The following is a 26385-nucleotide window of genomic DNA, read 5'->3' as shown; positions in this document are numbered from 1 at the left end:
GTCTTTCCCGGAGTGCGTGGGGCGATCAGCTCTGCAGCGCGTCCCACATTTCCTTGTCGCGCTGCGCGGTCCAGATGCGCGGATGGCTGATACCGCTTGCTTCGTCGTAGGCTCGCGACACGTCGAACGGCAGGCAATGCTCGTAGATGAAGACGTTGCCGAACTTCGGGTCCATCGCCTTGCGCGTGAGCGCCATCGCGCCCTTCAGATCGAGCTTGTCCCTGAATGCATCGCGGCCCGCCTGCAACAGCGTGGTCACGAAGTCTTTGGTGTAGTCGAGGCCCTTGTTTACCTCCGCCGGCGACAGCAGTGCGGGGCCGCGACCCGGCACCAGCTTCTGCGCATTCAGCGCGCGCAATGCTTCGAGCGTTGCCGGCCATTGTTCGAGTTGCGCGTCGCCGCAATAACAGGCCGCGTCGTACTCGACTAGGTCGCCGGAGAACAACACCTTCTGCGACGGCAGCCAGACGATCGTGTCGCCCTTCGTGTGGCCCGAGCCGAGATGCGCGATGCGCACTTCGAGCTTGCCGAGAAAGAGCGTCATTTCCTTTTCGAACACCAGCGTCGGCCACGTCAGGCCGGGCACCGTTTCGACGCCTGCAAAAAGGCGCGGGAAGCGTTCGATCTCCGACTTCATATCCGCTTCGCCGCGCTCGACGATCATTTCGTAGGTGCCGCGGCTGGCGATCACCTGCTGCGCGCCTTCCTTGAAGTACGCCGACGCACCCAGCACGCGCACCGCGTGATAGTGCGACAGCACGACGTATTTGATCGGCTTGTCGGTGACGCTGCGGATCTTCGCGATCAGGTCTTGCGCCATGGCCGGCGTGGCGGTGGTGTCGACGATCAGCACGCCGTCGTCGCCGATGATCACGCCCGAGTTAGGGTCGCCCTCGGCCGTGTACGCATACGCGTTTTCCGACAATTGGGTCCACGTGATCTTCTTTTCTTCCAGGTCGGCCTGGGATGCGAAAGCCTTCGCCATGTCTGTCTCCGTCACGACTCGTTGGGGGATGACTAATAGTCGTCGTCGCGTGGATATTTGTCAATGACAAAATACCTTGTCATTGACTAAGCTAGGGTAAACTCCGTTGGTTGGTCGGCACGGTCCGATCGGATACCATCTAGGCCTTCCACGGGCGACACCGAACGGGCCGAAACTCTTGTAGGGCAAGGTCGGACAACACGATGGCTGATACGACAAGCGAAAAGAAACAGCGGGGCATTCAAAGCGTCGAGGTCGGCGGACGGCTGCTGCAGGCGCTGGCGCGACAGCGCGAACCGCTCGGGCTGACCGAACTGGCCGGCGAGGCGCAACTTTCGTCGGCGCAGGCGCATACGTATCTGGTGAGCCTGACGCGCCTCGGCCTCGTCAAACGCGACGCGCTGACCGGAAACTACGAGCCGGGCCCGCTATCGTTGCGGCTTGGCCTGATGCATATCGAACAGCAGCCCGTCTATCGCATCGCGGCGCCCCACGCGGCTGCGCTCGCCGAGCGGATCGGTCTTTGCGTGGCGATCTGCGTGGCGGGCGTGCAGGGACCGACCATCGTGCGATACGAGCGCAGCGGTGCGCCACTGCATGTCAATCTGCACATCGGCACGGTGATGTCGCTCGAAGCGACCTCGACGGGCCGCGTCTTCTGCGCGTTCTGCGCGCCCGAGCAGGTCGCGGAAATGGCGCGAAGCCAGGCGCAAGCGGCGGAGCCTGCACCGGCGCGCAGCCGCGGCGCCAAAGGGCCGGCCAGCGCCGAATGGCGCGAGCGCTTCGATGAGATCCGCGCGCGCGGCATCGAGCGCGGCATCGATGCGCCGAGCCCGGGCATCAGCAGTCTGAGTGTGCCGGTGTTCGATGGCGACCAACGGATGCAACTCGCGTTGACGGCGATCGGATCGTCGGGCTCGATCGACGTCGCGTGGGATGGCGCGGTCGCACGTCAGTTGCTCGACACTTCCCGACGCATCACCGAAGCGCTGGTCACACCCACCTGAGAATCATGCAGATCGAAACCCCGGACGCGTCCGACGCGAACACGCCCCCACTCAGCGATACGAAAGCTCAGCGCGGCATCAGCGCGCTCGACAACACCGGTGATCTCCTGCTGGCGCTCGTTGCCGCCGGCCGTCCGCTGTCGCTGCGCGATCTGGCCGCCGCCGCCGATATGCCCGCTGCCAAGGCGTTTCCGCATCTGGTGAGTCTGCTCAAGGTGGGCTTGCTGAGCCGCGACGACGCGGGTCTTTTCAGCGCGGGACCGCTCGGCATGGAACTCGGCCTGATCGCGTTGCAGCGCATGTCGCCGATTCGCGATGCCGAACCGGAGATCGTGACGCTCGCGGCGGAGTCCGGCATGAGCGTCGCGGTCGCGATTCTTGGACCTTTGGGACCTACCGTTATCCGCTTCGAAGAATCGGCGCGACCGCAGCACGTGAGCCTGCGCGTAGGCACGGTGATGTCGCTCGTCAACACGGCGATAGGGCGCGTGTTCGCCGCGCATCTCGCGGACGACGTGTTGGCCGGGCTGTTGTCGCAGGAATCGATCAGACTTGCTGGCGCGCCGGCCGCGGAGGTGTTCGTGTCGTCGAAAAAGGGCGCGCCGTCATTGGTCCCGGCCTATCTGGCACGCCGCGCGAAGGTGCGGGAGGATGGTATCGATGACGCACTCGATGCGCCGGTGCCGGGCATCGGCGCGTTGGCCGCGCCCGTGTTCGATCACACGGGCAGCGTCAGTCTGGTGGTCGCGGTGATCGGTCCGTCGGGCGGCTCCGACTTCAGCGTGGGCGGCGCGACCGCGCAGACGCTGCTCGCCACGACACGACGGCTGTCGTGGCGGTTCGGCTGGATCGGGCGCTGAACCTCATTCAGTCCGCGCGCGCCAGCGCGAGCGCTTCGAGCAGCACGTCGGCATCGCCGATGTGGTTCGCGAGCAGCAGCACGAGCTTCGCGTTCATGAAGTGGCTTTGCTCGTCGGTCAGTCCGTTGTGCGCGTCGATGAGTTTTTCATAGAACGCATCGGGATCGGCCATGTTCGTTTCGATGTTCAGCTTGGTCATGATGGTTATCCGTTGCAGGTTGCGCGATCCACGGCCTTGGTGACCGATGCGGTGTCGAGAGCGCGCCAGCGCGCGCAGACGTGCTGGTCCGGACGCAGCAGATAAAACGTGCCAGGCCGCGCATCGAAGCGATGCGTGACGATGCCTTCTACGTCCTCGATCACCGTGACGTGAGGCATGTCCGGCAGAGCGGTCACGGCCGCTCCACGCGGCACGACGATCAACGAGCGGACCGGCACCGCCAGAGATGCGAGCGCGCGAAGCTGTTCGGCGCATTTCGCCGGGTCGTCTCCCTGGCCGCAGAAGTGCACACCCGTGAAGCCGCCATGTCCGGTCTGATTCAGAAACCAGGCGTCTTCGCCAGCGAGCTTGACGGGCGCGTCGGTGCTAGCTGCGCCGGGCACCATCGCGCCGGTGAACGCGTCGGCGTCGGGTGTGTTCAGCGGCGAGTCACGCAGAATCGCCGGCACCGACAGACGGCCGCTGTTGACCATGCGCCGCGCGAACGGGCACTCCTTCGCGAGCTTGAGCGTGGCGTCGCGGAACATCCGCGAGACCGCGCTTTTCGGCGTGATGAAGTCGGTGGCGCGCGATGAGTTCAGGATGTTTTCGTCCGCCGCATATTCGCGCTCCGATGCATAGGTATCGAGCAGCGTTGGCGGCGCGTCGCCGTTGACGACGAGGCGCAGCTTCCAGGCGAGATTGTCGGCGTCCTGCACGCCGCTATTCGCGCCGCGCGCGCCGAACGGTGATACGCCATGCGCCGAATCGCCCGCGAACAGCACGCGGCCATGCCGGAAGCTGTCCATCCGCAAACACGAAAACGTGTAGACGCTGACCCATTCGAGCTCGAACTCGGCATCGTCGCCGAGCAGCGCTTTCACGCGCGGAATCACTTTTTCAGGCTGTTTCTCCGCGACCGGATCGGCGTCCCAGCCGAGCTGGAAATCGATGCGCCAGACGTTGTCGGGTTGCCTGTGCAGCAGTACCGATTGATTGCGATGGAAGGGCGGATCGAACCAGAACCAGCGTTCGGTCGGAAACGGCGCCTTCATTTTCACATCCGCGATCAGGAAGCGGTCCTTGAAGGTGCGACCGTGGCTGTCGAGACCGAGCGTCTTGCGCACCGCGCTGCGCGCGCCGTCGGCGGCGACCACGTATTGCGCGCGCATCGGATAAATGCCGTCCGGCGTTTCGACCTGCAACTCGACATAGTCGTCTTGCTGGGTCACACCGATCACATTGCTTTTCCAGCGCATCTGCAGATTCGCGGTCTGCTTCGCCTGATCTGCCAGATAGCCTTCGACGTAGTACTGCTGCAGGTTGATGAACGCAGGTCGCGCGTGGCCTGTTTCTGGCAGCAGATTGAACGTATAGATCAACTCGTCCTGCAGGAACACCTTGCCGACGTTCCAGCTCACGCCTTTGTCGACCATCTGTTTGCCGCAGCCGAGCCGGTCGAAAATTTCCAGCGTGCGCTTCGCAAAACAGATTGCGCGCGACCCGCTCGACAGCGTGTCGTCGTTGTCGAGCAGCACGGTGCGAACGCCCTGCTGGGCCAGATCGATGGCCGCGGACAAGCCGACCGGGCCAGCGCCGATCACGACGACCGGATAGGTGAGCGGGGCACCGGCATCGTGGTCGGCGGCTCGCTCGTAGTCGAACCGCATCGTTTGGTAGTCGATCTGCATGGCGTCTCCGGTTCTGCGGGATATCTTCGATTAATCTATAGCAAGCATTATTGCTCCTTGCTAATGTTGCTCATTCTATAAAGCTTTGGGAGCGCTCGAATCTGTATTTACCCTGGTGCGGTTTGCATTCCGCGTGCGCAGGCGGTCAATCAGATGGACAAAACTACGGAGCGCAACGCAGCGCTCGTCGAGTAAAACGCCGCGGCGGTGGGGAGCTTGAGGAAACAGGCTGCAAACCTCGTTGACTGCGTCGCACAGTTCGGGTTTTGAGTGAGGTGGCCGGCCGGCATGCTTCGGTGAAGTTGCTAAAACGGCCATATAAAAAATGCGGAGCCACTCGCACATGCGAGGGCTCCGCTGGTAGGAAGGGCCGGGTATCGACTGATCATCTTTGATTGGATTGTTCTCCGCTGAGGACCGTCGCCCGCTCTTCCTGAACAAACCCCGTAGCGTTTATGACTCATTGGGTGGTATGCGCCGCGCCGGCCTGAGTCGTGCCAGGTTGTGCCGATTCAGCCAAGGCCGCGCGTGCGCGGTCGCGGGACTCGCTCGCCGCCTGGTTGCGTTCTTGCCGGGCGTCGCGAGCTTCAGCCCTGAATGCCTTTCTGGCTTCCGCGGTCCGGGCGCGTTGTTCGCGGTTGGCCTCGCGAATCTCGTTTCGCTTCTGAACGATAGGGTCATTGTGGGTAGTCGCCGGTACGGTAGCAACCTCTGCGACCGGGGGCGCGGTCGCGGTTGGCTGCTGCGCGATAGCTGCGCCCGAAGTCATCAGGCCGAGCACGACGAGCGTTGTGGCGATTCGGTTGGTAAGGCGGCTCATGATTTACTCTCCGTTCAATTGAGGTCTACTGAATAATGACGACTGCCTTCTGAAGTGATGTGAGGTTGTCAGCCGACTGCGGTTGCCTCCGGTACAGCGAGGCGCTGATGGACTCTTTCGGATTTGTCTCAGCACAGGACTCATTCTAACGAAGGCCACCTTCATTTCAAATAGCTTTCAGCGGAATTTGCCAGGGTAAACCCTCTATTGGCAGAGCCGGATTTGGTGCCTGACCTGGCGGTGTCACCGCTGATTGCCCTTCCGGCGGACCTCCGCGTGTTGATTTACGCAGTTGTGCAGACGATCATTCAACGAAACCAATGGAGACGGGTTTACGCGAGAGCGTGAATCGCGATACTGGCCGTGCCGCGTGTGGATGTCCATGAAGTTGCCCCCCGCCGCGGCGACCCGCACCAGCACCTCGCCGGAACCCGGCTTCGGTATGTCGAGCTCGACGCGGCGCAGCACCTCGGGACCGCCATATTCATGAATCTGGACGGGAGCAGGTGTGACGTCGCTTTGCGCGGGCGATCGCGTGGCATGGTGCATATCGTGGGGCGCATACGCCGACTTTGCGATCGTGCCCGCCGCCCGGCTCGCGCGCCTGCCCGCCGATATCCGCTACGACATTGCGGCTGCATCGATCTTTCAGGGTTCGACGGCGCACTACCTGATCGAAGACGTGGCGAAGCTCGAAGCGGGCATGACGTGTCTCGTGCATGCGGCGTCGGGAGGCATCGGACAGTTGCTCGTGCAGCTTGCGAGGCGTCAGGCGCGGAAATGTTCGCGACGACGAGTACGCCGCAAAAGGCTGCTATCGCGCGAGCGCGCGGCGCGGATCACGTGATGCTCTATGAAAACGGAGCCTTCGCTGATCGGATTCGCGGGTTGACCCTTGGAAGGGGCGTCGATGTGGTATTCGATGCGGTCGGCAAGACCACCTTGCGCGATAGCTTTCGCGCCGTCCGCGTGCGCGGCCTGATCATCAACTATGGTTCGGTTATGGGGCCGATGCGCGACCTCGATCCCTACGAACTGGGCGAGGCGGGCTCGCTGTTTCGCACGCGTCCGCGGCTCGCCGATCATCTCGCCGATGCGGCCACGGTGCAGCGTCGCGCGGACGATGTGTTCGCTGCCATCCGGCAAGGTGCGCTCAATGTCGAGATCAATGGTCGCTATACGCTAGACAACGTCGACGAAGCGCATGTGGCGCTGGAGGAGCGTCGGCAGGCAAGGAAGGCGGTGATCGAGATCGGCTGAAAGCAGACGCGTAGAGCGCTGCCAAGCACTGAAGCGTGGGGTTGAGCTCGGCAAGTGGCATTCGTGATACGTTAGCTGACACAGACAGCGACGGAGACCGCCGATGCTGATTCTTCTGCTGTTACTCGCGGGGCTCCTTTGGTGGATGTTCGCATTCCTTCTGCGGCATGCGGCGCTCGAACGACTTCGTGCAACGAAGTTTGCCCTGCGATCGACCGCCCGGTTTGTGATTGCCTTGGCGATCTACGCCATTGCTTGCGCGATGAGTACGGGCAACCTTGGCCTCGCGTATGCGCAAGCACAGCGGCCGTCATCGTTCGAAAGTTTCGCCTTGCCGGCCGGCAGCGCACCGCATGACGTCGCACCGGCGCATGACGGCACCGTGTGGTACACCGCGCAGGCACGGGGAGCGGCCGGGCGCCTGGACCCGCGCAGCGGCAAAATCGACACGATTGCGCTCGGCACCGGATCGGCGCCACATGGCGTGGTCGTCGGCCCCGATGGTGCAGCGTGGGTCACTGACGGCGGGCAGAACGCAATCGTGCGCGTCGCTCCGAAGACGCTCGCCGTCACGCGTTTTCCGCTGCCCAAGGACCGGTCCGACGCCAATCTGAATACCGCCGTGTTCGACAAGCAGGGGCATCTGTGGTTTACCGGGCAAAGTGGTATCTACGGCGAGCTCGATCCGCAAAGCGCGCGCATGCGCGTCTTCGATGCTCCACGCGGCGCCGGGCCCTACGGTATCTGCGTGACGCGCACTGGGGATCTGTATTTCGCTTCGCTGGCGGGAAGTTACCTCGGTCGGATCGACCGGACGACGGGCGCGGCACAGGTCATCGAGCCGCCAACCGCGAATCAGGGCGCGCGCCGCGTCTGGGCCGATTCCAGCGGGCGCGTCTGGGTCAGCGAGTGGAACGCCGGAAAAGTCGGTGTATTCGATCCCGCGACGCATCAATGGCGAGAATGGCGACTGCCCGGCAACGGTCCGCACCCGTACGCAATATTCGTCGACGACCAGGACATCGTCTGGCTCAGTGAATGGAGCGCTAATGCGCTGGTGCGCTTCGATCCGCGTACCGAGCGGTTCGACGTCTTGCCACTGCCGCGTGACCACGCGAACGTGCGCCAGATGATGGGCCGTCCAGGCGAGGTCTGGCTGTCGGAATCCGCGAATGATCATCTGCTGCTTTACCGGTCCCGTGCAGCCGATGTCGGCCGGCAGTGACGCCACACTGCACCGAGACCGGAATGCGCAGTCCGTCGCGGCCCACGTGCGCGGGCCCGTTACTAAAAATGGCCTAGAGCAGCTCGAGGGTTCGCGGATCGGCTTCGCCGCCGAAATATTTGCGCAAAGCTTCGACAAATACATCGTTGTCGTTCGAGGCACGCGAGAACAGCGTCACCGACGAGCGAAACTTGAGGTGATCCGGATACCCGAAAATCTCCTCGATGGAGCGGTCTTTGACGAGGTTGACCAGTTGTGTCGCTTCGCGCAGCCGTGGGCCGAGTATCGGGTGGCGCAGGTATGCTTGCGCTTCGGCCAGCGACGAAAGTGCGAATCGCTGAGCCATTGCGCTCATGCCGAGCCCCTCGATTTGAGGAAACACGAACCACATCCAGTGGCTTCGCTTACGTCCATGCTTTAGTTCATCGCATGCCTGGGCGTAGACCGGGTCCTGTGCATCGAGGAAGCGTTGAAGGTCGTAGGGATCGTCCATTTCGTACTCCGCTGCAAACGTGAAAACCTATCGTTGAATCATGATTCTCGCGCGCATGACGGTACAGGTCTACGATCGATCTTCGCCCCGTCCCGGCAATGCAAGCGACTTGAGTAGTCTCACGAGCCTTGCTCGCTGCAATGGAGTCAGCCCTCGTGTAGCGCTCAGTTGCTGAACCCGCGCGCGCCAGTAGACGCCGGTGAACAGAGATTGCGCGGCACCCGCCGACAGGACCCGTTCGAGATGGGAAATCGCATCCTCGGCAGTCTGCGGCGAATAGGGGCTCGCTCTGTCTCCAGAAAGTTTTCTGCTTGTAGTTTTCATCCACTTCTCTCAATGTGGTGACCGACTGAATCCGGTCTGTACGTCAGGCGTCAGTTGAGCCTGCTTCTTTCAGCAATCGTTTGCGCTTGTGGATATCGATGTTCGGCGGTGCAATCACTTTCGCGCGCGCGTTTGATGCCACGGATCGTGACAATTCAGTTCCCGCAGCATTCGTGCCCGCATTCGCTCGCGGCGATAGTGGCTAGCGACCATGAACATTGCGACACCGAGCGCCGTGCCTCCGATAACCAGGCCTATCGAGGTTTCACTCATGACGCGTTCCTCTCAGCGAGGCATAGGTGTGTTGCATATGCTGTTCGGGCCGGCTCGTGCGGTGTCTCTGCATGAACCGGCTGGCGCGGGGGCGCGCGACTGTTACTGCATGTGCTGGCCGCCGTTGATCGCAACATTGGCGCCGGTCACAAAGCCGGCGTCGTCCGAGCAGAGGTAAAGCACGAGCGCCGCGACTTCCTCGGGCTTGCCCAGACGCCCCATGGGAACGTGCGGGAGGATCTTCGCATCGAGGATCTCCTGAGGAATCGCCGTGACCATCTTCGTGGCCAGGTAACCCGGCGAGACCGTGTTGACGGTAACGCCCTTACGCGCTACTTCCAGCGCCAGCGATTTCGTGAAGCCGTGCATGCCGGCCTTGGCTGCCGCGTAGTTGGTTTGGCCGATCGACCCTTTCGAGCCATTGACGGACGAAACGTTGACGATGCGTCCCCAACCCCGCGCGACCATCTCCTCGCACAACGGCTTCGTCATGTTGAACACCGAATCCAGGTTGGTGCGGATGACTGCGTCCCAGTTGACCTTGTTCATCTTCCGGAGCGTCATGTCCTCGGTGATTCCGGCGTTATTCACCAGAATGTCGACCGGGCCGACTTCATACTGAATTTTGGCTGCGCAGTGCTGGCATGAATCGTAGTCGGCCACATCGACCGGATACGCGCGAAAATTCCTGCCTTGAGCTTCCATGTTCGCGAGCCATGCAGCCGCGCCTGTGTTGTTCGGCGAGTACGTGACTACCACCGCATAACCTGCATCGTGCAGTTTCGTACTGATCGCTTCTCCCAGACCACCCATACCGCCAGTCACTACGGCAATTCGTTTCGTCATTCTTTCCATCCGTGATCGTCATATCTGCGAGGAACGTGAATAACCCAATGGCCGTCTCGCACAACGCGCCATTGCTTTGGCACAACGTATTGCCGCGACCTGGATCGCGTCGGGTCGTCCGGCGGAAATGAGTCGGTTCTGTGTCTCTGTTGCGGACAAATAGCACGGTCTGCCTTGCCGGTTGGGCACCATTCGTCTGCTGATCAGGCGGGACGAGAACTCCGCTTCTGATAAATGTTATTTGCATGACTAATTAATCAGATGAAACTGCGAAAGCAGGTTCGACGTAGACCTGATTCAACAAGAAGACGCGCCTCGCGTGCGCTTACCGTGTCTTTATGTTACCGGTAACAATCAAGGATACAGATAAGCCATTCGCTGTCGTTCGATTGCGATAGGCGCACCGTGTCGGCTAGGTATCGCAACGGCCGAAGATTCGACCGACGAGGCGATAGTAGTAGAAAAACTACATATTTGCAATGAAGGAAATGTAGTTTTTGTACACTGTTGGCCTACTGACTATTGCCCCCAGTGTCCTTCCAGCTAGTGCGAACGATCGTTCGTGCGCACGGGCGTTCGACCACAAAACCGGATGGTTCATATCGACGACGCGGCCCCGCACTCGGTCATCGAGACCGTCGGCGTCGATGCTTACCGCGTGGGAAGGAGACTCTGTTTCGACGGGTTCGATGGCAACGCCGCGAGCGCGAGCGCACGACGAATAATCAGTAACGCCTGACGCACTCAGCTATGCCGGATGAATCGCGACTTGCTGTCTGGACATGACGCGTATCATGACTGTCGGCGTCGGGGCGAAGTGAAGGCGTTCGAAGCGGCTACGACGGATCTCACTTGCTAGCCGCTTCGAGGAGGACCCGGTCTTCAACCCTGCTTGCCATCGGCACGGGCGAGGACAAGCCACGCGGCGTAGCGGACGCAATAGAGAACCAGCGCGGTCACCCAGCACAGACCGGATGCGTATATCCAGGCCATCGTGAACTGCGGCGCGAGCCAGGGGCCGAGTACCCGAACCAAAGTTGCCAGAACGAATAGACCGTAGCAGGCGATCTCGACCTTACCGGCCACGAGTTCGCGTCCGGTGTGTCCGCGCGCGGTGCGCGTGATCATCGCGATGATCGCGGTTCCAATGACTCCCACCGTGAAGGTATGAATCGCGAGCGAATGCGGAGCGACGCCGAGCGCGCCGAGTGCCAGCATCACGAAGCCCAATGGGATTCCCGCGTAGGCGATATGGAGGATCAGGAGGATAGCGCGATAGCCTACGCGCCACGAACGCCATCCGCTGAGCCGGAGCCCGTGGAGCGCCGCCGCTGCGGCGGACGCAGCAACGATTGCCGCCCACGGCGCACCCAGCGAGTCCAGCAGAAACGCGAGCAGCGTCGCCGGAATGACGGTCGCTTCGACGAATCGCCAGCGTTTCGCGCTAAAGCCCGGAACGGCATTGGCAGTAAACGACGGAATGATGCGCCCGCCGATCACCGTCACGAACAGAACGAGCATGCCGACCGCGAGCCACGCACTGCGCAGCGCCCAGTCACCGTGACCATGGCTCGCCCACACATGGAAGAGGACGTTGAGAAGCGCGAGCAGTCCGAGCGCGACCGGCAGAAAGACGTTGTGCCGATTCTTCGCCCTCAGCAGCACGCGCAACAGAACGAGCGCAACCACCGGCAGAAACGCCACGTCCACGACGACGCCAACCGGACCCGAAGCGCTCCACATCATGATCCGGCCTGCAAGCCAAAGAAGCAGCAGCGCCGCGAGGTTCGCGCCATGCGCGGGATTCGTGCTGGTCCACGCGCGAACCGCTGTCAGCAGAAATCCGGTGACGATTGCGGCGCCAAATCCAAAGATCATTTCGTGAACGTGCCACAGCGTTCCCGACATGTAGGACGTGGAGTCCAGCAACGGCCAGCCTGCCAGCGCGCCGAGCCAGAGCAGCATCGCAAGACAGCCGAACAGAGCGCCGACCAGATAGAAAGGCCTGAATCCGAGCGCCCACAGAGCGATGCGGGGCGGTGTGTCGACTTGACCTGATGCGATCCTGATGGTCCGCTTCATGACTGCTCCAAACGGCGACTAGGCGGTGATTCATCTTATACACGCAGGACCTTTTCGCCACATGCGACGAATGTTCGCGCCAGCGTAGCCGTCTGCCCTCCCCATGGCGTCCCGCAGACGGAGCCTTACCAACGGCACCATTACGCGCGGTGGAACACATCGGCCTGGTTGTCATGGAAAAGTGCCAATTTCCGACCGAACGTTGATTCGCCCCGTCATTAGCGATACCTTTACATCTATCCTGGTCGTCGGGCGCTGGTCAACGAAGGGAGAACCGTTCCGTGAAGAGAGCGTCAGCTTTCTCCTGCATCGTCGCATTGAGCGTGATCTTCGGCGGATGCGGCAAGCAGGGACCGCAAAACGCCACTGAGGCATCGGGCGCATCCGCGAGCTCGGCGCCGGTTCAACCTGCACCAGGCGCGAGCGAAGCGGCCGCCGCCTCAGGCGCGCAAGGCACGGTGGCGCTGGTCACCGTCACCAAGGCGCAGCTGCCGGCCGAGGCTGCCGAAACGCTGCGGCTGATCAAAGCAGGCGGTCCCTTCCCGTTTAGCGATGATGGCGTCCTGTTTCGTAACACCGCGGGTTTGCTGCCGAAACATCCGCGCGGTTACTACCACACCTATACGGTACGCACACCTGGTGCGACGGATCGCGGGCAGCGCCGGATCGTCTGTGGCGGGCCGCGCAAGCAGCTCGGCGAGTGCTATTACACCGACGATTACTACGCCAGCTTTAAGCGCATTGCAGAATAAAGACGGAATCACCTGCACGAGCGCCGCACGTTTGACGAAAGCATTAACCCCGCGCTCCTGACTGTGCGCTAGCGATCAATCCCGATCGCGCCAGCGATGATGCGCTCGTCGCATTTGAGCAATGGATAACTCTATGGCGGCGGCCACCGCGTCCCATTGGCGCTGACCGAAGTTCTCCGATAGGTCCGCGTTGACAACGATCCGTATCTCCCAGCAGACGATCTCAAGCGGTTTTCAGACGGTGCGATCAGTCGATCAGAAAACCTGAAGGCAGCCATCAGAACTATGAGATTTTCCCGCCGTCGGGCATCTGCGATAGTGGTTCTCAACCGTTGTGTTGGATTTCCGTACCGCGCGTCGTCGACCAGGGAGAATCTGCATGCATCGTTTTGTGATCGTGGGAGGAGGGGCGGGTGGCATCGAACTCGCAACGAGGCTAGGCGATCGTTATGGCGGTCGACGAAGAGGCGGGGCGCAACGTGCGTCCATTACGTTGATCGACCGCAACCCGACGCATATCTGGAAGCCTCTGTTGCACGAGGTCGCAGCGGGAAGTCTCGATCCCTTCGCACAGGAACTGGCGTATGCCGCGCAAGCACAGTGGCACGGCTTCCAGTTCATCCAGGGCGAACTCGTCGGACTGGATCGCGGCTCGAGACACGTTCTTCTTTCGCCACTGCTCGACGACGACGGAACCGAACTGATACCGCCGCGCCGAATCGAGTACGACTCGTTGATTCTGGCCATCGGTAGCACAACGCACTACTTCGGCGTGCCGGGCGCGGCGGAGAACTCGCTCGCGCTTGACAACGTCGCTCAAGCGGAACGCTTCAGAAAGCGTCTGATTGCAGCCTGCATTCGCGCCGAACAAACACAAGACGCGAGTGAGCGGGAAGCGGGTGGAGTGCCTGGCGAACGCGCGCCTCGTGTTCAGGTCGCGATCGTTGGTGGTGGCGCTACCGGCGTGGAATTGTCCGCTGAATTGCGCAATACCGCGAAGGTACTGTCATCGTATGGCTTGCATCGGCTCGACCCCACACACGACGTCGGCATCGTGCTCATTGAAGCAGGGCCGCGGATTCTGCCCGCGTTGAAAGAGCGCGTGTCCACCGCGGCTGCAAGATTGCTGGGCAAACTCAATGTCAAGTTGATGGTCGACGAGCGGGTCGCGGAAGTCACGCCCGGACTTATCCGCACGAAAAACGGCAAGACGATACGGGCGGATCTCACTGTGTGGGCCGCGGGCATCAAGGCGCCCGCGGTGCTTTCAACGCTCGATGGTCTGACAGTCAATCATCTGGGACAACTCAGTGTGCGTCGCACGCTTCAAACCGAGCTGGACGACCATATCTTTGCATTCGGCGATTGCGCGGCGTGTCCCTGGTTGGGCTTCGAGCGCAATGTGCCCCCGCGCGCCCAGGCGGCTCATCAGCAGGCATCGTTTCTGGTCAAGGCACTCGGGCGACGCATCGAGGGGCAAAAGCTTCCGGAGTTTGCCTATCGCGATCTCGGCTCGCTCGTGTCGCTCGGGCATGCGAATGCGGTGGGGAGTCTGATGGGAGGGCTTATCGGCGGCAGCATGCTCGTGGACGGACTGCTTGCTCGCTTCATGTACCTGTCGCTGTATCGGATGCACGTTGCCGCGCTGCATGGCTACGCACGCATGATCGTCAATACCCTCGCGCATCGGCTCCGTCGAAGCACGGCGCCGCACGTCAAACTGCACTGAGCAACAGTTCGTTGTAAATGGCCAGAAGGGTCTGGCCGTGACAAATAAATCGACCGATTCCAAACAACAGCAAGACGGAGAGAACACCATGAACAGCTTCGACCAATCGCCTTTCAGCGTCGACTCGAACAGTGGCGCCACGCGCGCTCGCAACGGCAAGGATGGCTCTGAAAATCGGGCGCGCTCCGTGTACCGATCGTTTCTTGCATCGACGGCATCGACGATCGCCTCGAATGTACCTGAGAGGCCGGACGTGTCGTCTGCCGCTGTGCTCGGCTACAACTGACGCGCTTCGGTTCATAAAACGGCCAATTCACCGATCGCGCCGGACCCCACGGCTATTCTCGTCGGGAATTGGCCTTATGAAGAATCTGCGAATTATCACTCCTTTAGCTTGCCACTACGATCTGGCTGTCATCCATCACCAGACAGCAGATCTCCATGTTCACTCTCGCAGGCAATAGCGCCGTCATTAGCCGAGGTCATCAGAATTCGCGGAGTCAGCCAGGTTTGCGGTGGCGTTGAGTCAAGGGGTCGATATGAGCCAGCCAACGCTATTCACGCCGATACGAGTCGGCAACCTCGAATTAGCCAACCGGATCGTGATCGCCCCGATGGCCCAGTACTCCGCCGAAGACGGCCAGATGAACGATTGGCACCTGATTCACCTCGGCCAACTGGCGCTTTCAGGTGCGGCGGCACTCACGATCGAGGGCACCGCGGTCACCCCCGACGGACGCACCAGCTATGGTGACGTCGGGCTCTATTCGGACGACTGCGAAGCCTCCATGGCACGAGTGCTGCGCGGCATTCGGCGGTGGTCTGACACGCCGATGGGAATCCAGCTCAACCATGCTGGCCGAAAAGGGTCTCGGCAGAAACTATGGGACGGCGGCGCACAGATTCCCTATGATCACGCGAATGGTTGGCACACCTACGGCCCATCCCCGGTCGCTTTTGCCGCCGGTGAGACACCACCCACCGCCTTGGGCCGCGATGGCCTGGCCGCCATTCGCGACGCGTTCTCTGCCGCAGCGCAGCGTGCCTCCCGGCTCGGGTTGAATTTCATTCAGATCCTTGGTGGGCACGGCTATCTACTCCACCAATTCCTCTCGCCTCTGTCAAATCACAGGGACGACGAATACGGCGGTTCATTGGAAAACCGGATGCGTTTTCCACTCGAAGTTTTCGAAGCCGTGCGAGAAGCGTTTTCGCATGATCGCCCTGTGACGATGCGGGTATCCGCTACCGACTGGGTGGAGGGCGGGTGGTCCGTGCAGGACGCGATCGCTCTTGTCCACGCGCTGGAGGCGAGAGGCTGTGCCGCAATCAATGTCTCAAGTGGCGGTTCGAACCCAGCTGCGCAAATTCCGCTCGGGCCTGGCTATCAGGTTCCTTTCGCGCGGGCCGTGAAGCAGGCGACCACGCTCCCAGTCATCGCCGTCGGCATGATCACCGAATTCGAACAGGCCGAATCAATTCTCAGCACCGGAGACGCCGATCTGATCGCGCTTGCTCGGGCCGTGCTCTTTGACCCTCGCTGGCCCTGGCATGCTGCCGCTCACTTTGGGACTCAAGTCAGGGCGCCGAAGCAGTATCTCCGCTCTCAGCCCAGTCGGCTGCGAAAGGTGTTCGTTTGAGTCGGTTTCGCCGGCAATGGGGCGGCGACCAATGATTCGACATATCGACGAACGCCGCTTCAGGCTTATCGCCAGGTCGGGATGACGGATGCGGCGAGCAGCACGCCCATCGCGAGATTGAGAACGCGCCAGTGGTGTGGGGTCCGAAAGAGCCGCGAGAGTAGCACGCCGAGCGCGCACCACAGTGCGAGCGAAGCGCACGCAGCCACTCCGAATGCTGCACCGAGCAGCATCGCGAGGCGGTTCGGGTTGTTTGCGAGCAGCGCGAACGACGCCGCCGCGCCAACCGTCATCGCCCAGCCTTTCGGGTTGAGCCAGAGCAGCAGGAAACCGTTGACGAGCGTAACCGGACGCGCGGGGCCGTCGCCCGCGTTTGGCGGCCCGCTGCGCGCGATGCGCCACGCGAGCCATAGCAGATAGGCCGAGCCGAGTGCCTTCACCGCCGTTTGCAGCGACGGCAGCGCCAGAAGCAGACCGCCCAGCCCGAGCGCGGCGAGCGCAGCGAGCAGCGCGAGGCCCAGAGCGATGCCGAGCATCAGCGGTATCGAGCGTACGAAACCGAAGCGTGCGCCCGAGGCGGTGGCGAGCGTGGTCGCGCCACCGGGCGTCGCGGTGGCGACGGCGACGAAGAGCAGAAGCGGCAGTATCGAGGTCATCGGTGCAGATTGGAAATCAAAGAACTTGCACTGTACGGATCGTCAAAGCATCGTGAAAGCTAATAATATTGATGCGGTACATTACGCGACATAATGCATAGATGAACCGAAACCTCGACCTCGATCTGATCCGCACCTTCGTTGCCGTCGCCGATAGCGGCAGCATGACGGTCGCTGCGAATCTGCTGCACATGACGCAAGGCGCCGTCAGCCAGCAGGTGAAGCGCCTCGAAGATGTGCTGGATTGCCTTCTGTTCGTTCGCAAGACGCGCCGGCTGGAACTGTCGCGCGAGGGCGAGCAGTTTCTCGTGAAGGCGCGCAAGCTGCTTCAGCTGAACGATGAAATCTGGGCCGACATGACCGCGCAGCCGTTGCGCGGCGCCTTGCGTGTGGGCGTGCCCCACGATCTCGTGACGCGGCTCGCGCCCGCGATGAAGGCATTCGCCGACGCCCATCCGCACGTCGAAATAACGTTGATGTGCGCGGCGTCGCCGGAACTGAGCGAGGCGGTGAATAGCGGTCGCGTGGACGTGTCCTTGGTCGAATATGTCGCGAGCGAAGCCGAAGGTGAAGTGGTCTGCATCGAGCCTTTGGTCTGGGTCAACGGGCGCGGCAGTGAGGCGTGGCAGAAGCGGCCGTTGCCGCTGTCGATGGTAGACGAGCGTTGCGCTTTCCGTTCGGTGGTGCTCGGCGCGCTCGCGGACGAGGGCATCGCGTGGCGCACGGTGTTCGAGAGCGGAAACATCGAGGCGACCGCCGCAACGGTGCGCGCGGGCCTCGCGGTCACGAGCTGGCTCGCCTCCACGGTGCCGGCCGATCTGGAGACGCTCACACCTCGCGTAAGCGGCTTGCCTGCACTGCCTCCGTTCGCGATCTGTCTGCGCTTGCCCGCGACGGTTCAGCCAGCGGCGCAGGAATTCGCGCGCCATGTACGCGAGTCGATGTCGAGCGACGCAGGCACGCGACGCGCGCCGCTAGCGAACATTGCGTGACGTATTGCGTCTGAGGTGCGCTCCGGAGCATTCCTACAAGCGCTGCGGCAGCGCAGCCGCGAAAAAATCAGTGACCCGGCGCACGCGCGCAGGCACGAAACGTCGCCGCGGCCAGATGATGCTCACATCACGCGCGTCCCGAATGAAATCGTCTAGCACGGTCACGATATCCGGATGCTTGAGTTCGTCGGCCAGCGAGAGCTTTGCGAAGAGGCCGATTCCCACGCCCGCGAGCACGGCCGAGCGGATCGTCTCGACGCTATTCGACGACAGGTTGCCTCGCACCGGTACGCTGAACCGGCCACGTGGCCCATGAAACGGCCAGTTCGCCGACTCCAGTAGACCACCGTAGAGCAGGCAATTGTGATTGGCGAGTTCCGTAGGTTCCTTCGGTACACCGTATTGCTCGAAATAGCGACGCGATCCGACGCAGACCAGCGGAGTGCTGGCAATCCGCTTCACGACCGAATCCGGATCGTTGACGGAGCCCACTCGAATCGCGAGATCGATTCGATCCTCCACCATATCGCGCACGAAATCCGACAACACAAGATCGACCCGAAGACCGGGATGGCGCGACAGCAGTTCGGGAATCAGCGGAAGAACGTGCAGGCGGCCGAATGTAGAAGCGCAGGCGATCCGCACAAGGCCCGAGACATCCAGCGTACTGCTGGATAGTTCGCTGTCGGCCACCTCGATCTCGTCGAGCAACGGCTTGGTCCGCTCGTAGTATTTCTGCCCCTGATCGGTCAAGGTCACGCTGCGTGTGTTGCGGTTGAATAGCAGTACGCCGAGGCGCTTTTCCAGCGCGCCGATCGACTTGCTGATGGCGGACTGTGACTCGCCGGTTCTGCGCGCCGCGGCGGAAAAGCCGCCCGCTTCGACAACGGCGAAGAAAGCGTTCAATTCGTGAAACCGATCCATTGCATTTCTCTCGTGGGCCTATTCTCTCGGTGAATGGATCTTATGATAAATCCGCCGATTATCATTCGTCGGGGCCGCAATTACGATGGGACTTCCTTTACCAACAGACGGAAGTTTCAATGAATACTCTCGCAGGCAAGATCGCTGTCATTAGCGGCGGAACGACGGGTATCGGCCTGGCGATCGCCCAGCGGTTCGTCGCCGAAGGCGCTCACGTCTTTATCTTCGGCCGTCGGCAAGCCCAGCTCGACGAGGCCGCCAAACTGATCGGACGCAACGTTACCGCTATTCGGGCCGACGCCGCGAATCTCGATGACCTCGATGATGTCGCTGCGGCAGTCAGGGACGAAAAAGGTGTCGTCGATATCATCGTGTCGAACGCGGGCTTTACCGAGCAGGCTTCGATCGACACCATCACGCCTGAGCATTTCGACAAGGCATTCAACCTGATGGCGCGCGGCCCCGTATTTCTGGTAAAAAAGCTGCTGCCGATGATGACGGGTGGCGGATCGATCATCCTGGTTTCGTCGGCCATGCACGTGATGGGCATCCCAGGGCACACCGCCTACGCGGCGACGAAGGCCGCGTTGCGTTCCTATGCTCGCACCTGGGCCGCCGAATTCAAGGATCGCGGCATTCGCGTCAACATGCTGAGCCCTGGTGTCACCGACACACCGATACTCGATTCCCAGTCGGCGACACGCGAGGATCTGGTGAGCATGTACAAGAGCATGGTCCCGATCGGCCGACTCGCCCGCGCCGAGGAGATGGCGAGCGCGGCGCTCTTTCTCGCCTCAGAACAGAGCTCCTATATGACGGGTGCCGATTTGATGAATGACGGCGGCATCGGCCAGGTTTGAGGGTTGCGCGCAGACTCGAGTCCGACATCGGAAGGAATGCACCATGACGTATTCAACTATCGATCCAGGCAAACTCGCAGCGGCGCTTGGCCGCGAGCTCGCCGGCAGTGGCATGGCTATTGGAGTCGTCAACGCGCAATGCGCTGAGTCGATCGAGTCAATGGCAAAGCAACTCGGTGCGCAGGTTACGGCCATGACTTTGCAAGCTGCGCCCAGCACGGAGGTCATGATCCTCGCCGTGCCGTTTCGTGCCCACACCGTCACTGGCGATCAGCTGTCCAGGCGGGACAAGGTCGTTGTCGATGCGATCGACAACGACAGCATCTCGCCGGATGAGCTGATGGGTCTGCTTAATGCCGCGAGGTGAAGACCGCGAAGACGTTTTGCCCGGCGTGCTACTTGGTGCTAGCCTGGTACCACTCGATAGCGTCCTCGCCGGCGGGGATGTTGAACGGGCTCGATGAATCGGTCGCGGCGAGCCAAACCGCTTCGGCGACATCCGATGCATGCGTGACGGCCGTTTCTTTCTCCCACCTCGCGAAAACCTGCTGCGCGAGCGCGTCGTACGGCTCGGGAAATCCGTCTTTCATGCGTGCCCGCGCGTTGTCGCCGAAGCGGGTGGAGGGCGCGCGTCCCGGCAGCACGACCCGCACGCGCACATTGAACTGCTCCAGTTCGAGCGCGAGCGATTCGCTGAACGCGTTGACCGCGGACTTGCTCGCGGTGTAGACCGACAGCAGATGCAGCGGTCTGCACGTGACGGTCGACGTCACATTGACGATCACCCCTTCGCGGCGCTCGCGCAACTGCGGCAACACGGCCTGCGCCATCGCGATGGTGCCGAGCGTATTGGTCTCGAAGATATCGCGCACGGTGTCCATCGGCGTGCCTTCGAGCGCATTCAGAAAGCCGATACCCGCATTGTTGACGAGCACGTCGATCCGACCTGCTGCATCGATGACCGCGCGAATGCTTTGCGGGTCCGTCACATCGAGGGCGAGAATCGAAAGACGATCGGAGCGCGGCAACACGTCTTCACGCGGCGTGCGCATCGTGGCGATCACGCGCCAGTCGCGATCCAGAAAATAACGCGCGATTTCGAGGCCAAAGCCGGACGAGCAGCCGGTAATCAAGACGGTCTTCATGTCGAATCCTGTGGTTGGTGACAGTCCCGACACAATAAGTCCTGACCGCGAGGACTCGCTACAATCGAGCGTCCAGGTTTCATTCGAAATCGTCCGATCATGATCGACCCGCTCGCCGAAATCGTCACACTGCTCAAGCCGACCCCCACGTTCTCGAAAGTGCTCAGCGGCGCCGGGCGCTGGCGCGCGAGCCGAACGGAAGTCGGCCAGCCGTTCTACTGCGTGGTGCTCGAAGGATCGCTGCGGCTATCCGTCAATGGTTGCGAGCCGCTGATTCTTCAGGCCGATGACTTCGTGCTCGTGCCCGAAGTTTTCAGTTTCACGATGACGAGCAGCGATCCGCCCGACGATGACGACGTGTCCAGTAGCGCGCCCGCGGCGCTGCCCGACGGCAGTTTTCGTTTCGGCGATGCATCGGGCGCGCCAGAAGCCCAATGGCTTGCGGGCCTCTGCGCGTTCGGTTCGCCGGACGCGGCCTTGCTCGTCTCGCTGTTGCCCAAGCTCGTGCACGTGCGCGGTGAACGCAGGCTCGCGACACTCGTGAAGCTCGTGAGGGAAGAATCGCGCGCGCAGCGGCCCGCGCGCGAGGTCGTGCTGGCGCGACTGCTCGAGGTGCTGTTCATCGAAGCGTTGCGAGCCACTGGAACCGGGGCATCGCCCGGACTCGTCCGCGGCCTCGCCGATCCCCGCCTCGCGCTCGCGATCCGTCATATGCACGAAAGCCCGCACCAGCCCTGGACGATCGCACAACTCGCAAAGGCCGCCGCGCTTTCACGGTCCTCTTTCTTCGATCGATTCAGCCGCGCAGTCGGCGTCGCACCGATGGAGTATCTGTTGTCGTGGCGCATGGCTATCGCCAAGAACCTGCTGCGCCAGAGCGAAGTCAGCATCGCGGCGGTCGCGGAACGTGTCGGCTACAGCTCGGCGAGCGCATTCAGCGTCGCGTTCACGCGTCATGTCGGACTGCCGCCGACGCAGTATGCGCGAGACGCAGCGAATGTCGTCGCCGCTCGATGAAGTTCCGCAGCGCAAGCACCGTATCTCGCCTCACGCGACCTGCGCATCGCCATCGTTAGCTGCCTCGCACTCGAGCAGCGGATAGGCGAGCGCGCAGATGTGCGACTGAATCCGCACGAGATCGCGCAGCACGTCGAGATGCAATGAGCTCGACGCGATGCTGTCGGGCTTGCCCTCGCGCAACCGGTCCAGATGAGCATCCCGCGCGGCGCGTTCAAGACGCCGCAGCGCCTGCTTGTCTTCGAGCAGCTGCGCCGCGGTCTGCGTCCTTCCCGACACGAGCAGCGCCTGAGCCCGGTGAAAACTGTCGATCACCAACTGGTGCAGCGCGCGCAAGTCCTCGGCGCCTTCGGCCGAAAAGCTCACCTGTGCCTTGATCTTTTTCTGCGCCAGCTCCATCAGATTCTTGTCGACGATATCGCCGATATGTTCGAGGTTGATCACGGAAGTCATGATCGCATTGGCCCAGCGCCGGTCTTCGTCGTCGAGCGACTCGCGCGTCACCTCGGTCACGTAGCTTTTGATCGCATCGTGCAGCATATCCACCGCATCGTCGCGGGCCGCGATCTCGTGCACCGCGCGCCGGTCGTTCGCAATCAGCACCGGCACGCTCGCACACAGCATCGCTTCGACGATATCGCCCATCCGGATCAATTCGCGGGTCGCGCATGCGAGCGCCTGGGAGGGCACCCGCAGCGCGGCCTCGTCGAGGTAGCGCGGCGCGTCGCCGTTCTCGGCGGCGCCCGGCGCTGGCAGCAGCCGTTCGAGAAGGCGCGCGACAGGGGCGAGCAGCCCCATGAAGACCACCGCGATCGCCACGTTCACGCCCGTGTGGATGTCGGCGATTGCACGGGCGGGGCTGCCGTAGACCTGCTGCAGCAACGTTGCGAGCGGCGAGCACGCGGCGAGCATCAACAGGCACACGCCGCCGCGCAGCACGAGGTTGCCGGCCGGCAGGCGCCGGCGGCTGCGATCGGCGCCCTTCGCGGCCTCGAAGTAAGGGTTGAGCGCGCTGCCGATGTTCGCGCCGAGCACCATCGCGAGCGCCGTGTCCATCGGCACCGTATGCAGGTTGGCGAGCGACATCACGAACAGTACGACCGGAATGCTCGAATGCGCGGCCCACGTGAGCAAACACGCGAGCGCCGCATTCAGCACCGGCTCGCCTGCCAGCGCGCCGAGCACCGTGCGCAGGGCAGGGGCGGTCTCGGCGGGCTGCACGGTCGAGACGAGCAGCGTGAGCGCAAGCAACATCAGGCCGAGCCCGATCGACGCGCGGCCGAGGTCACGATTGCGCGAGCCTTTGCCCTTCTCGAAGAGCGTCATGCCGACCAGCAGACACACCGGCGAAATCCAGCTCAGATCGAGCGAGAACGCCTGCACGATCAGCGTCGAGCCGACGTTGGCGCCCAGCATGATCGCGAGTCCGGTAACAGGCCGCATCAAACCGCGGGCCGCGAACGACGACGCGATCATGCCGGTCGCCGTGCTGCTTTGCAGCGCGCCGGTGATTGCGAGCCCGGCGCAGAACGCGTTCAGCCGGTTGCCGAGACTCTTCGCCATGAAGCGCTTGAGCGAGGCGCCGAACGCGCGCATCAGGCCGGACTCGACCATATGCAGGCCCCACGTCAGCAGCGCGACGCCACCCGCGAGATGAAGCACGATCATGATCATCTGGCACCTCCCCTTATGTTTTTGTTGTGCGCATCTTTCAGGCCCGCTCTGCGCCCGCCGCGATTGCCTCGTCGAGTATCCGCAGGGACACCGTCATCCACGCACCATCGCACGGTTCGAGATGCGCGAGAGCCCCATCAATACCGCGAGCGTGCCGATACCGAGAATCATCGTGAGCGTCGCAGCGTCGAAGATCGCTCCACGGTCGGACAGCGCGAAGATGCCCACCGGCAGCGTGACCCAGCCCGGCGGATAGATCATCAGCGTCGCACCGAGCTCGCCCATCGACAGCGCGAAGCTCAGGCTGAACGATGCGAGCAGGTACGGCGCGACGAGCGGCAGCGTCACGCGCGAGAGCTGGTAGAGCGGCCGGGCGCCGAGACTTTGGGCCACCTCGCCGTATTCGGGCGCGACCCGCGCGAGCCCTGCCGCCACGTTGCCGTAGGTGAACGCCGAGATCAGCAGGAAGTGCGCGATGAAGACGATCGTCGCCGTGCCGTTGAGCAGCACGGGCGGCCGGCTGAACGCGACCAGCAAGCCGAGCCCGATCGACACCGACGGCACCGCGCTCGGCACGAAGAAGATCACGTCCAGCACGCGGCGCGGCAGGCCTTTGATGCGACGCAGCGCGAGTGCGGCCCACGTGCCGCTGACGAGCGCCGCGACGCTCGCGACCACGCCGGTCAGCACGCTCACGCGCAGCTGGCTCGCCGAATCGGTATGCAGCACCCGCGCGTAGTGCTCGAGTGTCAGGTGGCTCGGCAGGATGCCGTTCCATTGTCCGCTGATGCTGGCGAGCGCGATCATCGCGACCGGCAGCCCATAGACCGCGCAGAACAGCAACGCCGTGCCGCCCCACGTCAGCCATTTACCCCATTTAGCCGAGAGCAGCACGGCGACCTCCGCAAAGTGAAACGACGGCCCGGTAGCAGGCATAAAGCCCGAGCGACAGCGCGATATTGACGACGGCGATCACGCATGCGGTGGTGTAGTCGAATTCCTGGATCGCTTTGTCGTAGATCAGCAGCGGCAACGTGATCACGTCTTTCGCGCCGATGAAGAGCACGATGCCGAACTCATTGACGGTCAACAGCAGACACAGGCTGCCGCCCGCCAGCAGCGCCGGCAACGCGGCGGGCAGGATGATCTGCCGGATGATGCGCAGCGGCCGCGCGCCGAGGCTGCCCGCCATCTCGATCTGCGCACTGTCGATCTGCGAGAAGCACGCGAGCAGCGGACGCATGATGAACGGCGTATAGACCGTGATCTCCGACAGCACGACACCCCATTGCGTGTACAGGAAATTCAGCGGCGGCAGCGGCAGATGGAACATCTGCATCAGCGACTGGTTCAGCAGTCCGGCCGAACCGTACACGAACGTGAACGCAAGCGCGACGAGAAAGGTGGGCAGCGCGATGAACGTATCGATGAGCCGGCCCACGAAACGCGCGCCCGGAAACGGCACGAACGCGATCACCAGCGAGAACACGAAGCCGAGCACGAGGCATCCCGCCGACGCCGATACTGCGATCGCGATCGTGTGATAAAGCCCGCTCAGGAACTGGCGCGAGCGCAGCACGTGCTCGAAGTTCGCGAACGACAGCACATGCTGGTCGCCGCCCAACGCCTGCACGACGATCAGCCCGAACGGATAGAAGAACAGCGCGGCGAGCACCGCGAGCGGCGGCGCGATCCACAGGCCGCCTGGCCCCGCGGCCGGCGCTCGCGCGCGGGCCGGCGGCGCGATGACGATATCAGCCATGACGTTCAGCCTCCGGTACGAGAGTGACATCCGCGCGATCGAAACGTACGCTGAGTGCAGTGCCCGGCTCTGGCGGCTCCGCGAGCGGCGCGCAGGTGAGCCGCAGCAGCTCGCCTTCGACATCGAGCACGATGCTGTGCATTTCGCCGAGCCACTGCACGCTGACGACGGACCCCGTCATCTGGTTCATGCGTTGCCCATCGGCGCCTCGCGCAACACCGCCCGCAACGGATTGCAGATGGTGTGGCCGCACGCATACGAAGCAGGCGGCGCCGGCCGCGAGTCCGTGATGGTTGCAGCCTTCGAGCAGCTGGCCGTGAAAGCGCACGCGCGCGCGCCCGTCGGCCAGCGGTTCGAGCTGCTGCGCCGGCAGCACGTTGGCACGGCCGAGGAACTCGGCGGCGAAGCGGTTCGGCGGATGACGATAGAGCCCTTGCGCGTCGCCGTAAGCGACCAGGTGGCCGTCGCGCATGATGCCGATGTGGTTCGCGAGGGTCAGCGCTTCGGTCTGGTCGTGCGTCACGTACAGCACCGTGAGCGAAGGCAGCGTGCGGTGCAGCTTCGCGAGTTCGTCGAGCATCGAGCGGCGGATCTGCGCGTCGAGCGCCGAGAGCGGCTCGTCGAGCAGCAGCACCTGTGGACGGATCGCGAGCGCGCGGGCGATCGCCACGCGCTGCTGCTGGCCGCCCGACAGCTCGCGCGGATAGCGCTTCGCGTACTTCGCCATGCCGACGAGCCCGAGGCACTCGGGCACCCGTTCGCGTATCACCTCGGCGTCCGCGCCACGGGCACGCAGCCCGAAGGCGACGTTGTCCTCGACGCGCATATGCGGAAACAGCGCGTAGTTCTGCACCACCATGCCGATGTTGCGAGCGTACGGCGGCAGCCGCGTCACGTCGCGATCGCCGATGGTGATGCGCCCGGCGCTCGGCTGCACGAAGCCGGCGACGGCGCGCAACGCGGTCGTCTTGCCGGAGCCGGACGGGCCGATCAGCGCGACGATCTCGCCGGGCTTCACGGTCAGCGTCAGAGACTCCAGAATGGTCTGGCTGCCGTAAGCCACCGACACGCCTTCGAAACCGATGCCGCTCGCTCCGTGCGCGATGACGGTCGGCGCAGCGGAGGCGCGCCGCTGCGGCCCCCGTTCCATGGTCATGGTGTTTGCCATT

At 62.8% G+C, this 26385-nt stretch carries 26 protein-coding genes and 1 pseudogene; 12 read left to right on the top strand and 15 right to left on the bottom strand.

Going from position 1 to position 26385, the window contains the following annotated elements:
• Positions 1–25 precede the first annotated feature (25 nt).
• Positions 26–985, bottom strand: coding sequence for an MBL fold metallo-hydrolase (locus ACLFKU_RS18830; protein ID WP_368583930.1), 960 nt, complete (start codon positions 983–985; stop codon positions 26–28).
• Positions 986–1188: 203 nt separating this feature from the next.
• Here ACLFKU_RS18830 and ACLFKU_RS18825 point away from each other — a divergent pair, with 203 nt between their 5' ends.
• Positions 1189–1992, top strand: coding sequence for an IclR family transcriptional regulator (locus ACLFKU_RS18825; protein WP_410850079.1), 804 nt, complete (start codon positions 1189–1191; stop codon positions 1990–1992).
• 5 nt (positions 1993–1997) lie between these two features.
• Positions 1998–2852: an IclR family transcriptional regulator gene (locus ACLFKU_RS18820; RefSeq protein WP_410850078.1), complete on the top strand. Its 855-nt coding sequence runs from the start codon at positions 1998–2000 to the stop codon at positions 2850–2852.
• A 7-nt stretch (positions 2853–2859) separates the two neighbouring features.
• Here ACLFKU_RS18820 and ACLFKU_RS18815 read toward each other — a convergent pair whose 3' ends face one another.
• The 4 genes from ACLFKU_RS18815 to ACLFKU_RS18800 all read right to left on the bottom strand — a co-directional run bounded on the left by ACLFKU_RS18815 (position 2860) and on the right by ACLFKU_RS18800 (position 6030).
• Positions 2860–3051, bottom strand: a complete 192-nt coding sequence (locus tag ACLFKU_RS18815) for a DUF2783 domain-containing protein (RefSeq protein WP_013094246.1) — start codon at positions 3049–3051, stop codon at positions 2860–2862.
• A gap of 5 nt (positions 3052–3056) precedes the next feature.
• Positions 3057–4742, bottom strand: a complete 1686-nt coding sequence (locus ACLFKU_RS18810) for an FAD-dependent oxidoreductase (protein ID WP_410850077.1) — start codon at positions 4740–4742, stop codon at positions 3057–3059.
• A gap of 460 nt (positions 4743–5202) precedes the next feature.
• Positions 5203–5562 (bottom strand): hypothetical protein, encoded by a 360-nt coding sequence (locus ACLFKU_RS18805; RefSeq protein ID WP_410850076.1) that lies wholly within the window; start codon positions 5560–5562, stop codon positions 5203–5205.
• 243 nt (positions 5563–5805) lie between these two features.
• Complete coding sequence (locus ACLFKU_RS18800) at positions 5806–6030, bottom strand: hypothetical protein (RefSeq protein WP_410850075.1); 225 nt, start codon at positions 6028–6030, stop codon at positions 5806–5808.
• A 22-nt stretch (positions 6031–6052) separates the two neighbouring features.
• Here ACLFKU_RS18800 and ACLFKU_RS18795 point away from each other — a divergent pair.
• Both ACLFKU_RS18795 and ACLFKU_RS18790 read left to right on the top strand, forming a co-directional pair.
• Positions 6053–6822, top strand: a pseudogene (locus tag ACLFKU_RS18795) (zinc-binding dehydrogenase).
• A 103-nt stretch (positions 6823–6925) separates the two neighbouring features.
• Complete coding sequence (locus ACLFKU_RS18790) at positions 6926–8047, top strand: lyase (protein ID WP_410850074.1); 1122 nt, start codon at positions 6926–6928, stop codon at positions 8045–8047.
• 73 nt (positions 8048–8120) lie between these two features.
• On the opposite strand, the gene ACLFKU_RS18785 is transcribed toward ACLFKU_RS18790, so the two are convergent.
• The 3 genes from ACLFKU_RS18785 to ACLFKU_RS18775 form a co-directional block, all read right to left on the bottom strand.
• Positions 8121–8540: a DUF1810 domain-containing protein gene (locus ACLFKU_RS18785; RefSeq protein ID WP_368583924.1), complete on the bottom strand. Its 420-nt coding sequence runs from the start codon at positions 8538–8540 to the stop codon at positions 8121–8123.
• Positions 8541–9239: 699 nt separating this feature from the next.
• The gene (gene phbB, locus ACLFKU_RS18780) at positions 9240–9983 is read right to left on the bottom strand and encodes an acetoacetyl-CoA reductase (protein WP_410850098.1); all 744 of its coding nucleotides are present in this window, start codon (positions 9981–9983) and stop codon (positions 9240–9242) included.
• A gap of 882 nt (positions 9984–10865) precedes the next feature.
• On the bottom strand, positions 10866–12065 hold the full coding sequence (locus ACLFKU_RS18775; protein WP_410850073.1) for an NnrS family protein: 1200 nt from the start codon (positions 12063–12065) through the stop codon (positions 10866–10868).
• Positions 12066–12346: 281 nt separating this feature from the next.
• Here ACLFKU_RS18775 and ACLFKU_RS18770 point away from each other — a divergent pair, with 281 nt between their 5' ends.
• From ACLFKU_RS18770 to ACLFKU_RS18755, 4 genes are all read left to right on the top strand, one after another.
• Positions 12347–12817 carry a ribonuclease gene (locus ACLFKU_RS18770; protein WP_410850072.1) on the top strand — a complete coding sequence of 157 codons (471 nt, stop codon included), beginning with the start codon at positions 12347–12349 and terminating at the stop codon, positions 12815–12817.
• A 379-nt stretch (positions 12818–13196) separates the two neighbouring features.
• Positions 13197–14546 (top strand): NAD(P)/FAD-dependent oxidoreductase, encoded by a 1350-nt coding sequence (locus ACLFKU_RS18765; protein ID WP_410850071.1) that lies wholly within the window; start codon positions 13197–13199, stop codon positions 14544–14546.
• Between the two features lie 88 nt (positions 14547–14634).
• Positions 14635–14832 carry a hypothetical protein gene (locus ACLFKU_RS18760; protein ID WP_368583919.1) on the top strand — a complete coding sequence of 66 codons (198 nt, stop codon included), beginning with the start codon at positions 14635–14637 and terminating at the stop codon, positions 14830–14832.
• Between the two features lie 253 nt (positions 14833–15085).
• Positions 15086–16186 (top strand): NADH:flavin oxidoreductase/NADH oxidase, encoded by a 1101-nt coding sequence (locus tag ACLFKU_RS18755; RefSeq protein WP_410850070.1) that lies wholly within the window; start codon positions 15086–15088, stop codon positions 16184–16186.
• A 65-nt stretch (positions 16187–16251) separates the two neighbouring features.
• Here ACLFKU_RS18755 and ACLFKU_RS18750 read toward each other — a convergent pair whose 3' ends face one another.
• Positions 16252–16842 carry a LysE family translocator gene (locus ACLFKU_RS18750; protein WP_410850069.1) on the bottom strand — a complete coding sequence of 197 codons (591 nt, stop codon included), beginning with the start codon at positions 16840–16842 and terminating at the stop codon, positions 16252–16254.
• Between the two features lie 101 nt (positions 16843–16943).
• Between ACLFKU_RS18750 and ACLFKU_RS18745 the strand changes: the two genes are divergently transcribed.
• The gene (locus tag ACLFKU_RS18745; RefSeq protein WP_368583915.1) at positions 16944–17834 is read left to right on the top strand and encodes a LysR substrate-binding domain-containing protein; all 891 of its coding nucleotides are present in this window, start codon (positions 16944–16946) and stop codon (positions 17832–17834) included.
• 33 nt (positions 17835–17867) lie between these two features.
• Here the strand turns inward: ACLFKU_RS18745 and ACLFKU_RS18740 are convergent, their stop codons facing one another.
• On the bottom strand, positions 17868–18758 hold the full coding sequence (locus ACLFKU_RS18740) for a LysR family transcriptional regulator (protein ID WP_368583914.1): 891 nt from the start codon (positions 18756–18758) through the stop codon (positions 17868–17870).
• A 119-nt stretch (positions 18759–18877) separates the two neighbouring features.
• Between ACLFKU_RS18740 and ACLFKU_RS18735 the strand changes: the two genes are divergently transcribed.
• Together ACLFKU_RS18735 and ACLFKU_RS18730 are read left to right on the top strand one after the other, a co-directional pair.
• Positions 18878–19618, top strand: a complete 741-nt coding sequence (locus ACLFKU_RS18735) for an SDR family NAD(P)-dependent oxidoreductase (RefSeq protein ID WP_410850068.1) — start codon at positions 18878–18880, stop codon at positions 19616–19618.
• A gap of 43 nt (positions 19619–19661) precedes the next feature.
• Positions 19662–19985, top strand: coding sequence for an NAD(P)-binding domain-containing protein (locus ACLFKU_RS18730; protein WP_410850067.1), 324 nt, complete (start codon positions 19662–19664; stop codon positions 19983–19985).
• Between the two features lie 28 nt (positions 19986–20013).
• Here ACLFKU_RS18730 and ACLFKU_RS18725 read toward each other — a convergent pair whose 3' ends face one another.
• Positions 20014–20763 carry an SDR family oxidoreductase gene (locus tag ACLFKU_RS18725; RefSeq protein WP_410850066.1) on the bottom strand — a complete coding sequence of 250 codons (750 nt, stop codon included), beginning with the start codon at positions 20761–20763 and terminating at the stop codon, positions 20014–20016.
• Positions 20764–20862: 99 nt separating this feature from the next.
• On the opposite strand from ACLFKU_RS18725, the gene ACLFKU_RS18720 reads away from it, so the two are divergent.
• A complete protein-coding gene (locus ACLFKU_RS18720; RefSeq protein ID WP_410850065.1) occupies positions 20863–21780 on the top strand; it encodes a cupin domain-containing protein in 918 nt (305 codons plus the stop codon).
• A 30-nt stretch (positions 21781–21810) separates the two neighbouring features.
• Here ACLFKU_RS18720 and ACLFKU_RS18715 read toward each other — a convergent pair whose 3' ends face one another.
• The 4 genes from ACLFKU_RS18715 to ACLFKU_RS18700 all read right to left on the bottom strand — a co-directional run bounded on the left by ACLFKU_RS18715 (position 21811) and on the right by ACLFKU_RS18700 (position 26384).
• Complete coding sequence (locus ACLFKU_RS18715) at positions 21811–23454, bottom strand: Na/Pi cotransporter family protein (protein ID WP_410850064.1); 1644 nt, start codon at positions 23452–23454, stop codon at positions 21811–21813.
• Positions 23455–23547: 93 nt separating this feature from the next.
• On the bottom strand, positions 23548–24348 hold the full coding sequence (locus tag ACLFKU_RS18710) for an ABC transporter permease subunit (RefSeq protein ID WP_368583909.1): 801 nt from the start codon (positions 24346–24348) through the stop codon (positions 23548–23550).
• A complete protein-coding gene (locus tag ACLFKU_RS18705) occupies positions 24332–25216 on the bottom strand; it encodes a 2-aminoethylphosphonate ABC transporter permease subunit (RefSeq protein WP_410850063.1) in 885 nt (294 codons plus the stop codon). Before ACLFKU_RS18705 ends, ACLFKU_RS18710 begins: the two co-directional genes overlap by 17 nt.
• Positions 25209–26384 carry an ABC transporter ATP-binding protein gene (locus tag ACLFKU_RS18700; RefSeq protein WP_410850062.1) on the bottom strand — a complete coding sequence of 392 codons (1176 nt, stop codon included), beginning with the start codon at positions 26382–26384 and terminating at the stop codon, positions 25209–25211. Before ACLFKU_RS18700 ends, ACLFKU_RS18705 begins: the two co-directional genes overlap by 8 nt.
• Position 26385: the final 1 nt, after the last annotated feature.

Origin of the sequence: Paraburkholderia sp. EG304, assembly GCF_046543485.1 — a bacterium.
GTDB lineage: Bacteria > Pseudomonadota > Gammaproteobacteria > Burkholderiales > Burkholderiaceae > Paraburkholderia > Paraburkholderia youngii.
Note: the sequence above shows the minus strand (reverse complement) of the source record. Positions and strands in the feature narration are given on the sequence as shown.

What these genes read in the sequence shown, in the direction of transcription:
- ACLFKU_RS18830 (WP_368583930.1), bottom strand. Translation starts at nt 985, where the DNA reads ATGGCGAAGGCTTTCGCATCCCAGGCCGACCTGGAAGAAAAGAAGATC.
- ACLFKU_RS18825 (WP_410850079.1), top strand. Translation starts at nt 1,189, where the DNA reads ATGGCTGATACGACAAGCGAAAAGAAACAGCGGGGCATTCAAAGCGTC.
- ACLFKU_RS18820 (WP_410850078.1), top strand. Translation starts at nt 1,998, where the DNA reads ATGCAGATCGAAACCCCGGACGCGTCCGACGCGAACACGCCCCCACTC.
- ACLFKU_RS18815 (WP_013094246.1), bottom strand. Translation starts at nt 3,051, where the DNA reads ATGACCAAGCTGAACATCGAAACGAACATGGCCGATCCCGATGCGTTC.
- ACLFKU_RS18810 (WP_410850077.1), bottom strand. Translation starts at nt 4,742, where the DNA reads ATGCAGATCGACTACCAAACGATGCGGTTCGACTACGAGCGAGCCGCC.
- ACLFKU_RS18805 (WP_410850076.1), bottom strand. Translation starts at nt 5,562, where the DNA reads ATGAGCCGCCTTACCAACCGAATCGCCACAACGCTCGTCGTGCTCGGC.
- ACLFKU_RS18790 (WP_410850074.1), top strand. Translation starts at nt 6,926, where the DNA reads ATGCTGATTCTTCTGCTGTTACTCGCGGGGCTCCTTTGGTGGATGTTC.
- ACLFKU_RS18785 (WP_368583924.1), bottom strand. Translation starts at nt 8,540, where the DNA reads ATGGACGATCCCTACGACCTTCAACGCTTCCTCGATGCACAGGACCCG.
- phbB (WP_410850098.1), bottom strand. Translation starts at nt 9,983, where the DNA reads ATGACGAAACGAATTGCCGTAGTGACTGGCGGTATGGGTGGTCTGGGA.
- ACLFKU_RS18775 (WP_410850073.1), bottom strand. Translation starts at nt 12,065, where the DNA reads ATGAAGCGGACCATCAGGATCGCATCAGGTCAAGTCGACACACCGCCC.
- ACLFKU_RS18765 (WP_410850071.1), top strand. Translation starts at nt 13,197, where the DNA reads ATGCATCGTTTTGTGATCGTGGGAGGAGGGGCGGGTGGCATCGAACTC.
- ACLFKU_RS18760 (WP_368583919.1), top strand. Translation starts at nt 14,635, where the DNA reads ATGAACAGCTTCGACCAATCGCCTTTCAGCGTCGACTCGAACAGTGGC.
- ACLFKU_RS18755 (WP_410850070.1), top strand. Translation starts at nt 15,086, where the DNA reads ATGAGCCAGCCAACGCTATTCACGCCGATACGAGTCGGCAACCTCGAA.
- ACLFKU_RS18750 (WP_410850069.1), bottom strand. Translation starts at nt 16,842, where the DNA reads ATGACCTCGATACTGCCGCTTCTGCTCTTCGTCGCCGTCGCCACCGCG.
- ACLFKU_RS18745 (WP_368583915.1), top strand. Translation starts at nt 16,944, where the DNA reads ATGAACCGAAACCTCGACCTCGATCTGATCCGCACCTTCGTTGCCGTC.
- ACLFKU_RS18740 (WP_368583914.1), bottom strand. Translation starts at nt 18,758, where the DNA reads ATGGATCGGTTTCACGAATTGAACGCTTTCTTCGCCGTTGTCGAAGCG.
- ACLFKU_RS18735 (WP_410850068.1), top strand. Translation starts at nt 18,878, where the DNA reads ATGAATACTCTCGCAGGCAAGATCGCTGTCATTAGCGGCGGAACGACG.
- ACLFKU_RS18730 (WP_410850067.1), top strand. Translation starts at nt 19,662, where the DNA reads ATGACGTATTCAACTATCGATCCAGGCAAACTCGCAGCGGCGCTTGGC.
- ACLFKU_RS18725 (WP_410850066.1), bottom strand. Translation starts at nt 20,763, where the DNA reads ATGAAGACCGTCTTGATTACCGGCTGCTCGTCCGGCTTTGGCCTCGAA.
- ACLFKU_RS18720 (WP_410850065.1), top strand. Translation starts at nt 20,863, where the DNA reads ATGATCGACCCGCTCGCCGAAATCGTCACACTGCTCAAGCCGACCCCC.
- ACLFKU_RS18715 (WP_410850064.1), bottom strand. Translation starts at nt 23,454, where the DNA reads ATGATCATGATCGTGCTTCATCTCGCGGGTGGCGTCGCGCTGCTGACG.
- ACLFKU_RS18705 (WP_410850063.1), bottom strand. Translation starts at nt 25,216, where the DNA reads ATGGCTGATATCGTCATCGCGCCGCCGGCCCGCGCGCGAGCGCCGGCC.
- ACLFKU_RS18700 (WP_410850062.1), bottom strand. Translation starts at nt 26,384, where the DNA reads ATGGCAAACACCATGACCATGGAACGGGGGCCGCAGCGGCGCGCCTCC.